At 67.9% G+C, this 11,816-nt stretch carries 10 protein-coding genes; 9 read left to right on the forward strand and 1 reads right to left on the reverse strand.

The window, feature by feature from the left end; translation table 11 throughout:
- The first annotated feature begins 284 nt into the window (after positions 1 to 284).
- The 8 genes from folD (at position 285) to V7778_RS14070 (ending at position 10,987) form a co-directional block, all read left to right on the forward strand.
- Positions 285 to 1,187, forward strand: a complete 903-nt coding sequence (gene folD, locus V7778_RS14035) for a bifunctional methylenetetrahydrofolate dehydrogenase/methenyltetrahydrofolate cyclohydrolase FolD (RefSeq protein WP_335556193.1) — start codon at positions 285 to 287, stop codon at positions 1,185 to 1,187.
- 19 nt (positions 1,188 to 1,206) lie between these two features.
- Positions 1,207 to 3,288, forward strand: a complete 2,082-nt coding sequence (locus tag V7778_RS14040) for a M3 family metallopeptidase (RefSeq protein ID WP_335556196.1) — start codon at positions 1,207 to 1,209, stop codon at positions 3,286 to 3,288.
- Between the two features lie 46 nt (positions 3,289 to 3,334).
- On the forward strand, positions 3,335 to 3,760 hold the full coding sequence (locus V7778_RS14045) for a DNA polymerase III subunit chi (protein ID WP_211519353.1): 426 nt from the start codon (positions 3,335 to 3,337) through the stop codon (positions 3,758 to 3,760).
- The gene (locus tag V7778_RS14050) at positions 3,757 to 4,131 is read left to right on the forward strand and encodes a hypothetical protein (RefSeq protein ID WP_335556199.1); all 375 of its coding nucleotides are present in this window, start codon (positions 3,757 to 3,759) and stop codon (positions 4,129 to 4,131) included. Before V7778_RS14045 ends, V7778_RS14050 begins: the two co-directional genes overlap by 4 nt.
- Before the next feature lie 213 nt (positions 4,132 to 4,344).
- The gene (locus tag V7778_RS14055) at positions 4,345 to 6,483 is read left to right on the forward strand and encodes an NHL repeat-containing protein (protein ID WP_335556200.1); all 2,139 of its coding nucleotides are present in this window, start codon (positions 4,345 to 4,347) and stop codon (positions 6,481 to 6,483) included.
- A 64-nt stretch (positions 6,484 to 6,547) separates the two neighbouring features.
- The gene (locus V7778_RS14060) at positions 6,548 to 8,080 is read left to right on the forward strand and encodes an FAD-dependent monooxygenase (RefSeq protein ID WP_335556202.1); all 1,533 of its coding nucleotides are present in this window, start codon (positions 6,548 to 6,550) and stop codon (positions 8,078 to 8,080) included.
- Positions 8,081 to 8,153: 73 nt separating this feature from the next.
- Complete coding sequence (locus tag V7778_RS14065; protein ID WP_335556204.1) at positions 8,154 to 9,683, forward strand: CYTH and CHAD domain-containing protein; 1,530 nt, start codon at positions 8,154 to 8,156, stop codon at positions 9,681 to 9,683.
- Between the two features lie 167 nt (positions 9,684 to 9,850).
- A complete protein-coding gene (locus tag V7778_RS14070) occupies positions 9,851 to 10,987 on the forward strand; it encodes a branched-chain amino acid ABC transporter substrate-binding protein (RefSeq protein ID WP_335556206.1) in 1,137 nt (378 codons plus the stop codon).
- Between the two features lie 65 nt (positions 10,988 to 11,052).
- Here the strand turns inward: V7778_RS14070 and V7778_RS14075 are convergent, their stop codons facing one another.
- Positions 11,053 to 11,361, reverse strand: a complete 309-nt coding sequence (locus V7778_RS14075; protein WP_335556208.1) for a c-type cytochrome — start codon at positions 11,359 to 11,361, stop codon at positions 11,053 to 11,055.
- A 177-nt stretch (positions 11,362 to 11,538) separates the two neighbouring features.
- On the opposite strand from V7778_RS14075, the gene V7778_RS14080 reads away from it, so the two are divergent.
- On the forward strand, positions 11,539 to 11,763 hold the full coding sequence (locus tag V7778_RS14080) for a TIGR04438 family Trp-rich protein (RefSeq protein WP_335556210.1): 225 nt from the start codon (positions 11,539 to 11,541) through the stop codon (positions 11,761 to 11,763).
- Positions 11,764 to 11,816 lie beyond the last annotated feature (53 nt).

The raw sequence follows: 11,816 nt of genomic DNA on the forward strand, positions 1-11,816 counted from the left end.
GTTTCATAATGTGAGATTGCATGCTGCGACCGCACATTTTTGGGTGCCCCATGACAAACTCCCATGCTTGTCGATCCTATAATGAAACATCCGCGTCAATACGACAAAGCTCGCTCTCACCTATGGCAGAAAAACCGTCGTCCCGGCGGAGGCCGGGACGACGGGAGTTGGTATGCAGCGTTGAACTATGAATATGACAATGCTTGCCCCCTCGCGGCGCGCGATAGAGCACACCCGGGGCCGGGGCCGTATAATTTCACTTTTGCCCAGTCCCGAGCCTACCCATGCCTGCCCAACTGATCGACGGAGTCCTCCTTTCCCAACAACTGCGCGCCGATATCAAGGAACGCGCCGCCAAGCTGACCGCCGCCGGCAAGCAGCCCGGCCTGGCCGTGATCCTGGTCGGCGAAGACCCGGCCAGCCACGTCTACGTGCGCAACAAGGTCAAGGCCTGCGGCGACGTGGGCTTCCACTCGGTGCTGGAAAAGTACGACGCCGATCTCACCGAGGCAGCCCTGCTCGAGCGCATCGCCGCGCTGAACGCGGACCCGGCGATCCACGGCATCCTGGTCCAGATGCCCCTGCCCAGGCACATCGACCCGAGCAAGGTCATCGAAGCCATCGCCACCAGCAAGGACGTGGACGGCTACTCGGTGCTGTCGGCCGGCGAACTGGTCGCCAACCTGCCGGGCTTCCGTCCCTGCACCCCCTACGGCTGCATGAAGCTGATCGAGACCACCGGCATCGACCTGCGCGGCAAGCACGCCGTCGTCATCGGCCGCAGCAACACCGTCGGCAAGCCGATGGCCCTGCTGCTCTTGCAAGCCAACGCCACCGTCACCATCTGCCATAGCGCCACGCCGGACCTGGGCTACCACACCCGCCAGGCCGACGTGGTCGTGGCCGCCGTCGGCCGCCGCAACACCCTCACCGCCGACATGGTCAAGCCGGGCGCGATCGTGATCGACGTCGGGATGAACCGCGACGACGCCGGCAAGCTGTGCGGCGACGTCGATTTCGCCGGCGTGAGCGACGTGGCCGCGCACATCACCCCGGTGCCGGGCGGCGTCGGCCCGATGACGATTACCATGCTGTTGATGAATACCGTGGAGTCCGCCGAGCGCGTACACTCCAGCCAAGCAAGCGGCCAGGCAAAGGGAATGGAACCGAAGCCCGGCCTGGCATAACCATTCAGGAAGGAAGACCATGAGCCTCGAGACCAGCAATCCCCTCCTCGATTTTTCCGGCCTGCCGCGCTTCGACCAGTTCCGTCCGGAACACGTCACGCCGGCGATCGAACAGCTGATCAAGGAAGCCGCCGCGGTCGTGACCCGGCTGGAAGCCCCCGCCGATACGGTAAGCTGGGACGGCTTCGTGGTCCCGCTCGAGGAAGCCACCGAGCGGCTGGGCCGCGCCTGGGGCGTGGTCAACCACCTGAACCACGTGGCCGACACGCCCGAGCTGCGCGCCGCCTATAACGAGAACCAGCCCAAGGTCACCGAGTTCTGGACCGCACTGGGCCAGAACGAGGCGCTGTTCGCCAAGTACAAGGCGCTGCGGAACAGCCCGGACTACGCCGGCTTGAGCGCCGCGCGCAAGCGCATCATCGAGAACGCCCTGCGCGACTTCCGCCTGGGCGGCGCCGAACTGCCCGCCGATAAGAAGCAGCGCTTCGCCGAGATCCAGGAACAGCAGGCCGCCCTGTCGACCCGCTTCTCGGAAAACGTGCTGGACGCCACCAACGACTTCAAGCTGCTGGTCGAGCACGAAGCCGAGCTGTCCGGCCTGCCCGAGGACGTCAAGCAGGCCGCCCGCGCTTCCGCCGAACAGGACGGCAAGGCCGGCTGGCAGTTCACCCTGCATTTCCCGTCCTACTTCCCGGTGCTGCAGCAGGCCCACCACCGCGCGCTGCGCGAGAAGATCTACCGCGCCAGCGCCACCAAGGCGTCGGAAGAAGGCGTGGTGTTCAGCCAGCGCGAGAAGTGGGACAACTCCAGCGTCATCGTCCAGCTGCTCAAGCTGCGCCACGAGGAAGCCCAGCTGCTGGAGTACGCGAACTTCGCCGAGGTCTCGCTGGTGCCGAAGATGGCCGAGAGCCCGCTCCATGTGGTCGAGTTCCTCGAAGACCTGGCGCGCCGCGCCCGCCCCTTCGCCGAGAAAGACCTGGAAGAGCTGCGCGCCTTCGCCCGCGACGAGCTGGCGATCGACGAGCTGAAGTCCTGGGACGTGACCTTCGCCTCGGAAAAGCTGCGCGAGCAGCGCTACGCCTTCTCGGCCCAGGAAGTGAAGGAATACTTCCCCGAGCCGAAAGTGGTCGAAGGCCTGTTCACCGTGATCCAGGACCTGTTCTCGGTGCGCATCCTGCCTGACCAGGCCCCCGTATGGCACCCGGACGTGCGCTTCTTCCGCATCGAGCGCGACGGCCAGCTGATCGGCCAGTTCTACCTGGACCTGTACGCCCGTCCCGGCAAGGCGCCCGGCGCCTGGATGGACGACGCGCGCGGCCGCCGCCTGGCGACCGGCGGCATCGTCCAGACCCCGATCGCCTACCTGACCTGCAACTTCACGCCGCCGGCGAAGGTCGACGGCAAGCTCCAGCCTTCGCTGTTCACGCACGACGAAGTCATCACCCTGTTCCACGAATTCGGCCACGGCCTGCACCACATGCTGACCGAAGTCGAGGAGCTGTCGGTGTCCGGCATCTCGGGCGTGGAGTGGGATGCGGTGGAGCTGCCTTCGCAGTTCATGGAGAACTTCTGCTGGGAGTGGGACAAGCTGCAGCAGATGACCGCGCACGTGAAGACGGGCGAGCCGCTGCCGCGCGCGCTCTACGACAAGATGATGGCGGCCAAGAACTTCCAGGCCGGCTTGCAGACCCTGCGCCAGGTCGAGTTCTCGCTGATCGACATGCACCTGCACTACGACTTCGACCCGAACAGCGAGCGCACCGTGCAGGAGCTGATCGACGACATCCGCAAGCAGTTCGCGGTGATCACCCCGCCCGCCTTCAACCGCTTCCAGCACTCGTTCAGCCACATCTTCGCGGGTGGCTATGCGGCCGGCTACTACAGCTACAAGTGGGCCGAGGTGCTGTCGGCCGACGCCTACGCGGCCTTCGAGGAAGCCCTGGAGCACGGCGTCGACCAGCTGACCGAGACCGGCCGCCGCTTCCAGCGCGAGATCCTGGCGGTGGGCGGCTCGCGCCCGGCCCTGGAATCCTTCAAGGCCTTCCGCGGCCGCGAACCGCAGATCGACGCCCTGCTGCGCCACAGCGGCATGAACGCCTGATGCACCCGGGGAGGCTGGTCCTCCCCGTTTTATTTCGACATACGCCATGACCCGGATCGACTTCCATACCAACATCCCCGACAAGCTGGCCTATGCCTGCCGCCTGGCGCGCAAGGCCTACGCCGCGCGCGCCAAGGTGGTGGTGCTGGCCGACAGCGAGGAACAGGCGCAGGCGCTGAACGAGGCGCTGTGGATGGTCGGCGATACCGATTTCATTCCGCACGTGCCGGCCGGCGACCCGCTGGCGCCGCAGACGCCGGTGATCATCACCGCCGACGAGGCCGCGCCGCTGCCGCACCACGAGATGCTGGTCAACCTGACGCAGCGCACCCCGAGCACGGTCGACCAGTTCGCGCGCGTGTTCGAGATCATCTCGACCGACGAGCTGGATGCCGCCGAGGGCCGCAAGCGCTACGTCGCGTACAAGAAGCAGTCCTATCCCCTGACCCACTTCGTCGCAGGACAGTCATGAACCAGCCTTCTCCTTTCGACGCGAGCATCCCGGTACTGACCGAAGTCGTGGCCGAACCCGCCGCGCCCGCCCCTGCCCCCGCCCAGGAAGACGGCGCCGAACAGCTGGAGCGCCGCGCCGTCGAGCGCTGGACCGGTGAGGAATGGAGCGTGCTGGAACGGCGCGTGACGGAACGCATCCTGGCCCAGCTGCAGGGGCGGATCGATTTCGTGATCGAGCAGCGCCTGCGCGACGGCATCGCCGCGGCGGTCGCCGGCGCCCTCGACGGCTTCACCGGCCAGATCCGCGCGAACCTGGAGCAGACCATCGGCGAGGTGGTGAGCCAGGCGGTGGCGCAGGAAATCTCGCATCTGCAGACGCTGGGCAAATAATCGTAGGGTTGGCGGCTCTTCCGCCGACGCGTTCAACAAGCCCGTGCAATGACCCACATCGTCCATATTTCCGCTGGTCGACCGCGTCGGCAGGAAAACCTGCCAACCCGACAGTCCCCCATCCCACTGTTCAGCCATTCCACCCCGTCCGGACGCCGCATTCCCGACCCTTCGGCTAAGATTGCGGCCTGAGCAATCCACCCGGCCGCACCAGTGAAACGAAGCACCCTCATCGCGACGCTCGCAGGCGCCGCCCTCCTGGCCGTCGGCACGGCCCTGTACTACACCGACTTCGTCGAGCGCGGCCCCGGCGGCGTGGCCGTGCTCGCGCCGGCCGTCACGGCGACCACGCCCTTCTGGCCCGCGCGCGTCGGCACCCTGGCCGGCAACGGCCTGCCCGGCGTTGCCGACGGCCCGGCCGCGAGCAGCCGCTTCAGCGATCCCTACGGCGTCGCCATCGACCCGCAAGGCCGCATCCATGTCGCCGACGGCGGCGACAGCAACCGCATCCGCGTCATCGCCCCCGACGGCACGGTCGGCACCCTTGCCGGCGGCAGCGAAGGCTTCGCCGACGGCAAGGGAACGGCGGCCGCCTTCGACACGCCCTCCGCCCTCGCCCTCGACCACCAGGGCAACCTGCTGGTGGCCGACACCGGCAACCACGCGATCCGCAAGGTGGCGCCCGACGGCAGCGTCACCACCCTGGCCGGCGGCGGCGCGCCCGGCTACCTCGACGGCGTCGGCCGCGCGGCCCGGTTCAACGGTCCGGTCGGCGTCGCCGTGGATGCCGCCGGCATCGTCTACGTCGCCGATACCTACAACGACCGCATCCGCCGCATCGGGCCGGACGGCAGCGTCACGACGATTGCCGGCAACGGCAAGCCCGGCAAGCTGGACGGCCCGGCGCTGGAAGCGGCCTTCGACACCCCGAGCGCGATCGCCGCCGCCCTCGACGGCACGCTCTATGTGGCCGACACCGGCAACCACGCGGTGCGCATGATCGGCCGCGACGGCCTGGTCTCGACCGTGGCCGCCCCGCTGGAGACCGAGCGCCGCCCCATGCTGCGGCGCCCGGTGGGGGTAGCCGTGACCCGCGACGGCTACCTGTACATCGCCTCCGGCTCGGGCGGCCGCATCCTGCAGCGCAGGCCGGACGGCGAGCTGCGCGCCCTGCAGGACGCCGACCTGGCGCCGGACCCGGAGGGCTTCGGCAGCGACGGCACGGTCCAGCTGTTCGGCCCGCGCGCCATCGCGGTCGACCGCGACGGCAGCCTGGTCGTCAGCGACGCCGCCGCGCCGCGCGTGCACCGGCTGGCCCAGGCACGCCCCGGCGAGGCGGCGCCGGCGCGAGGCCGGCCGCCCCTGGTCCGCCGCACCGAGCCCATGCCCTGGCCGGTCGGTCCGCAGGACATGGCCCACGAAGTCGTGGGCGTGATGGGCGAAGTGCGCGGCAGCTACAACGGCGACAGCCGCGACCACTTCCATGCCGGCCTCGACGTGCGCGCCGACGTCGGCGCGAAGGTGCTGGCAGTCCTGCCCGGCAAAGTGACCGATCCCTACGCCAACTGGGCCTTCGGCGCGCTCGGCGAAGGCCTGAGCGTGGGGCCGCTGTCCTATATTCACATGCGGGTCGGGCGCGACACGCGCGGCAAGCCACTCGATCCGCGCTTCCAGATCCTGCTGGACGCCAAGGGCAAGGCCGAGCGCGTGCGGGTGCCGCGCGGCACCCGCTTCCAGGTGGGCGACCCGCTCGGCACCATCAACGCCATGTCCCACGTCCACCTCGACTACTACCAGGGCGGCATGGTGGTCAATCCGCTGACCCTGCCTTTCGTGGGCTTCTCGGACGGGGTGGCCCCGACCATCCAGCGCATCGCGCTCTACGACAGCGCCGGCAAGCGCATCACCGCGAAGAAAGGGCAGCCGCTACGGGTGCCGCGCAGCCTGGGCGACGTGCACATCGTGGTCAACGCCTACGACCAGGTCGACGGCAACCTGGCGCGCCGCAAGCTCGGCCTGTACAAGCTGGGCTACCAGCTCCTGCAGCCGGACGGCGCGCCGGTGGCGGGCTTCGAACGGCCCCTCATCACCCAGGTCTACGACCGCCTGCCGCGCAATCCGGATGCCGTCAAGCTGGTCTATGCGCCGACCAGCGGCATCACGGTCTACGGCAGCAAATCCACGCAGTTCGACTATGCTGTAAACAACCGCCTGCACGACGGCGAAGTCGAGGCGGGGAGCTGGAAGGTGGGCGCGCTGACTCCAGGAAATTACACCTTGCGCATCCATGCGGCCGACTATGCCGGCCAGGTGGCCTTGCAGGGACGCGATCTCGCCTTGGTCGTCGAATAGGCGCCGCGCGCGGGAACATTCCGCCGGCCGGCGTCTCTGATGAGAGAACAGCCGGGAGGAAGCCATGGAAGACTACGACGTACTCATCGCAGGCGCGGGTCCGACCGGCATGGCCCTTGGACTTTGGCTGACCCACCAGGGCATCCGGGTGGGCATCGTGGACAAGGCGGCCGAACCCGGCACCACCTCGCGCGCCATGGTGGTCCAGGCGCGCACCCTGGAGCTCTACCGCCAGACCGGCATCGCCGAGGAGGTCGCCGCCGAGGGCGCCCCGGCCGAGGCGATCAACCTGTGGGTCCGGGGCAGGCGCAAGGCGCACCTGTCCTTCCTCGCGGCCGGCGGCGACGTCACCCCTTATCCCTTCGTGCTGATCTATCCGCAAGACAGGCATGAGCGGCTGCTGGAGCGGCGCCTGCGGCTGGCCGGCGTCGATGTCCAGCGCCACACCGAACTGGTCGATTTTGACGACCGTGGCGGCCAGGTGGTGGCGCGCCTGCACACGCCGCAAGGCGAGCGCGAGTGCACGGCCCGCTTCCTGGCCGGCTGCGACGGCGCCCGCTCCTTCGTACGGCACAAGCTCGGCGCCGGTTTTCCCGGCGGCACCTACGCCCACCTGTTCTATGTGGCCGACGTGCAGATCGGGGGCATGGAGACCGGCAGCGAGGTGCATGCCTCCCTCGACACCTCGGACTTCCTGCTGCTCTTTCCCTATACGCGCGACGGCCGCGCCCGCCTGATCGGCACCATCCGCGACGAGCGCACCGGCGCCGGCAAGCAGCCCGATGACCTGAGCTTCGAGGACGTCAGCCACAAGGCCATGGAAAGCCTGGGCGTGAAGGTCGAGCAGGTCCACTGGTTCTCCACCTACCGCACCCACCACCGCGTGACCGACCGGTACCGGCACGGCCAGGTCTTCCTGCTCGGCGACGCCGCTCACGTGCACAGCCCGGCGGGCGGCCAGGGCATGAACACCGGCATCGGCGACGCCATCAACCTGGCCTGGAAGCTGGCCGACGTGCTGCGCGGCGACGCCAGCGACGCATTGCTCGACAGCTACAAGACCGAAAGGCTGGCCTTCGCGCGCCGGCTGGTCGACACCACCGACCGCGCCTTCACCTTCATCACAGCCGAGGGCGGCTTCGCCGACTTCGTGCGCATGCACATCGCGCCCACGGTCGCCAACGCCGCCTACAGCTTCGAGGCGGCGCGCGAATTCGTGTTCCGGACGATTTCCCAGACCACCATCCACTACCACGACAGCCCGCTGTCCGACGGCACCGCCGGCAAGGTCAAGGGCGGCGACCGCCTGCCCTGGGCCATGCTCGAAGGGCAGGACAACCATGCCCAGCCCGCACGCATCGGCTGGCAGGTGCATGTCTACGGCGAGGCGCGCTCCGCGCTGCGCGACTGGTGCCTGCGCCACGGCTTGCCGGTCCAGGTCTTCCCCTGGGGCGCCGTGCACGAGCAGGCGGGGTTCGAGCGCAATGCCGTCTACCTGGTGCGGCCCGACTACTATGTCGGGCTGAGCGATCCGACCGCTTCCTGCGACGCGATCGCGGGCTACTTCGCCGATCGCGGGTACCGGCGCTTTGCCTAGCCGGGCGCCGAGAACCCATCCATGCGCCACGCCTCCCCCGCTTATGCTCCACTAGGCGGGAAAGGACCCGTCCATGGAAACCGAGCTGACACTCAAGGTTCCGCCGGCGGCCCTGGAGCGCATCCGCAGCCACCCGGTGCTGGCCGAGCGCGCCCGGGGCGCCCCGCGCGAGCATCACCTGACCGATACCTGGTACGACACGCCGGAGCGCGAGCTCTGGAAGCATGGCCTTACTTTGCGCGTGCGCAGCAACAAGGATGAGCAGGACAGCTGGATCCAGATCGCGCGCAGCGTGTCGGCCCCGCAGGGGCGCGGCGCCTGGGAATCGGCCCTGCCCGGCGGCCAGCCCCAGCCCGCGCTGCTGGCGCGCCAGGTCAAGTCCGCCGCACTGGCCCGACTGCTCGCCGACGAGGACATCGCCGCCAGGCTGCAGCCGGTCTTCCTGAGCAGCATACGCCGCACCACCTGGGACATCGTCCTGCCCGACGGCCGCCAGCTCGCCTGCGCCCTCGACGCCGGCGACCTCGCCTGCGGCGACCGCCATGCGCAGCTCTCCGAACTGGAACTCGCGCTCGCGCGCGGCGATCCGGCCGAGCTGTTCGCGCTGGCCCTGGCCCTGCACCAGGACATCCCGCTCGAACTCGCCGGCGCCAGCCTGGCCGCGCGCGGCCACGCCATGCTGGCGGACGAGCCGGCGCCGGCGGTCAAGGCGGAGCGCATCCGGCTGGGATCGCGCATGAGCCTGGAAGACGCTTTCCAGCGCATCGGCCTGAGCTGCCTGCGCCAGGTCGAGGCCAACCTGCCCGGCGTGCTGCGCAAGGACGTCGAGAGCCTGCACCAGATGCGGGTCGGCCTGCGCCGCCTGCGCGCCCTGCTGGACATGTTCGCGCACCTGGCCGCGCCGCCCGCCGAGATGCTCGACAGCCTCGACTGGCTGTCCGGGGAACTGGGCGCCGCGCGCGACTGGGACGTGCTGGCCGGGTCCACGCTCGATCATGCAGCCGATGGCACCGGCTGCGCCGATGGCGCCGATCTGGCCGCGCTGCGCAGTGCGGCGCAGGACAAGGCGAACGGCGCCCACAAGCAACTCCTGCACACGCTGCATGCGCCGCGCACGACGCTGCTGATGCTGCAGCTGGGTGGCTGGCTGCGCGGCCGCCAGTGGCGCGAGGGCGGCGCCCTGCCCAAGAACTCGGCGCTGGCCGCGCGCGCCACGCGCGGACTCCGGCCCTTGTTGCGCAAGGCCGAACAACGCCTGGCACGGCGCATCGCCAAACTCGATCCGCGGGACGCCCCGGCGCGCCACCGCGTGCGCATCGCCGCCAAGAAAGCGCGCTACGCGGCCGAGTTCTTCCACGACCTGCTGCCTGCCAAGCGCACGAAGCGCTACACCGTCCGCCTGGCCAAGCTGCAGGACCGCCTGGGCGTGCTCAACGATTTTGCGGTGGCCGACCGCCTGCTCGACGGCCTGGCCGCCGGTCACGGGCAGGCGCCGCGCCAGGCCGCCTGGGCGCGCGGCTACCTGGCGGCCGTCGGCGAAGCGGAAAGCCGCCGGCTGGACAAGCCGCTCAGGCGCGTTGCGAAGCGCCGTATTGCAGCCTGACCTGTGCTGACGCGGCGCGCCGGCGCACCGCCGCCATGCGTCTTGCACTGCTCAGGTGCAATAAACCACGAACATGTGCTTTCCCCTATGCCAGGCCCGCAAATTGCTGTAATTTTGACGAGCCGCGATACCGGCTGTACCCAGTTCATCACCTTAGGGAGACACAGATGCAGTCGAGCACCAAATTCATCGCGCTGGCCATCGCCATGGCCTTCGCAGGCGCCGCCGGTGCGCAGCAGGTCGTCAAGATCGGCCATGTGGGCCCGGTCTCCGGTCCCAACGCCCACCTCGGCAAGGACAACGAGAACGCCGCCCGCATGGCGATCGACGAGCTCAATGCCAAGGGCGTCACGATCAACGGCCAGAAGGTCAAGTTCCAGCTGCTGGCCGAGGACGACGGCAGCGATCCGAAGCAAGGCACCGCCGTGGCCCAGAAGCTGGTCGACGCCAAGGTCAACGGCATCGTCGGCCACCTGAACTCGGGCACCACGGTGCCGGCCTCGAAGATCTACCACGACGCCGGCCTGGTGCAGATCTCGCCCGCCACCACCGCGCCGCAATACACCAAGCAGGGCTTCCCGGGCGCCTTCCGCGTGGTGGCCAACGATTCCAAGCTGGGCGGCACCCTGGGCAAGTACGCGGTCGAGACCCTGAAGGCGAAGAACATCGCCGTCATCGACGACCGCACCACCTACGGCCAGGGCGTGGCGACCGAGTTCGTCAAGGGCGCCAAGGGGCCGGGCGTGCGCATCGTGGGCAAGGAATTCACCAGCGCCACCGCCACCGACTACGCGGCCATCCTGACCTCGATCCGCGCCAAGAAGCCCGACCTGGTGTTCTTCGGCGGCATGGATTCGGTGGCCGGCCCCATGCTCAAGCAAATGAAATCGCTGGGCATCAACGCCATCTTCATGGGCGGCGACGGCATGTGTACCGAGGCGCTGGGCCGCCTGGCGGGCAATGCCCTGGCCGACGGCAAGGTGATCTGCGCCGAGGCGGGCGGCGTGAAAGGGACGCAGGAACAGGTGATGACCGACTTCCGCGCCCGCTTCAAGCAGAAGACCGGCCTGGACGTGCAGCTGTACGCGCCCTATGTGTACGACTCGGTGATGGTGATGGCGGCCGCGATGCAGAACGCGAAATCCGCCGAGCCGGCCAAGTACCTGCCGGAACTGAAGAAGATCAAGTACGAGGGTGTGACCGGCACCGTCCAGTTCGATCAATTCGGGGACATCCAGAACGGCGCCCTCACCCTGTTCACCTACAAGGGCGGCAAGCGAACCCGTATCGACGTGATCCGCTGACTTTCTTGCCAATAAAAAAGCGCGCTCTGCTCACGCAGGCGCGCTTTTCTTATTGCGGGTGCGGCTTACTTGGTCGCCAGGACCCACTTGACCAGGCTGCGTGCTTCCGCTTCGCTCACCTGCGGGTTCGCCGGCATCGGCACCGGACCCCAGACACCTGCGCCGCCCTTCATGACCTTTTGCACCAGCTTGTCTTCCGCGGCTTTCTGGCCGGCGTACTTGGATGCAACGTCCTTGTAGGATGGACCGACCAGCTTGTTCGCCACGGCATGGCAGGCCATGCAGTTCTTGGCTTTCGCCAGGTCTGCTTGTGCGAACGCGCTGGTGGACGCGAGGGCCGACAACACAACACACAACATCAGGGAGCGTTTCATTTGTTTCTCCAGGTTTAACACGGGAGTGATAGTACAGGGTTTCTGTCTGCGCTTCATCAACCGATACACTCTGTAACGATGAAGCAACGGGGATGGTCGGTTTAGCAACGATAAGTCACAAATAATTGCCGCATGGAACTATATTTCGGTAAGATGTGGGATAGAAGGAGTTTCATCATGCCCTTGATCATCCTGATTGCCGCCCTCGTGACCCTGCGCGGGCTTGAAGTGTGGCGCTTTGCCGAGCTCTCCTGGTGGTATATCGTCGGGCTGATGGTGTTCGCCTTCGTGTGGTTCGAGTTCATCGAGAAGATCCTGGGGCTGGACAAGAAGAAGGCGCATGATGTGCAGGACCAGCACCGGCGGGCCAGGGTGAAGCAGGCGTTCTTGAAGCGCAAATGAGAAACGGCGGGAAATCCCGCCGTTTGTTTTTGTATCGCTGCTCAAACAAACCT

Source organism: Massilia sp. DD77, from assembly GCF_036961685.1.
Classification (GTDB): Bacteria; Pseudomonadota; Gammaproteobacteria; order Burkholderiales; family Burkholderiaceae_D; genus Telluria.

Excerpts from the sequence above, each read along its gene's own strand:
- V7778_RS14065 (WP_335556204.1), top strand. The coding sequence starts at position 8,154 with ATGGAAACCGAGCTGACACTCAAGGTTCCGCCGGCGGCCCTGGAGCGC.
- V7778_RS14060 (WP_335556202.1), top strand. The coding sequence starts at position 6,548 with ATGGAAGACTACGACGTACTCATCGCAGGCGCGGGTCCGACCGGCATG.
- V7778_RS14075 (WP_335556208.1), bottom strand. The coding sequence starts at position 11,361 with ATGAAACGCTCCCTGATGTTGTGTGTTGTGTTGTCGGCCCTCGCGTCC.
- V7778_RS14050 (WP_335556199.1), top strand. The coding sequence starts at position 3,757 with ATGAACCAGCCTTCTCCTTTCGACGCGAGCATCCCGGTACTGACCGAA.
- V7778_RS14045 (WP_211519353.1), top strand. The coding sequence starts at position 3,335 with ATGACCCGGATCGACTTCCATACCAACATCCCCGACAAGCTGGCCTAT.
- V7778_RS14080 (WP_335556210.1), top strand. The coding sequence starts at position 11,539 with ATGCCCTTGATCATCCTGATTGCCGCCCTCGTGACCCTGCGCGGGCTT.
- V7778_RS14070 (WP_335556206.1), top strand. The coding sequence starts at position 9,851 with ATGCAGTCGAGCACCAAATTCATCGCGCTGGCCATCGCCATGGCCTTC.
- V7778_RS14040 (WP_335556196.1), top strand. The coding sequence starts at position 1,207 with ATGAGCCTCGAGACCAGCAATCCCCTCCTCGATTTTTCCGGCCTGCCG.
- folD (WP_335556193.1), top strand. The coding sequence starts at position 285 with ATGCCTGCCCAACTGATCGACGGAGTCCTCCTTTCCCAACAACTGCGC.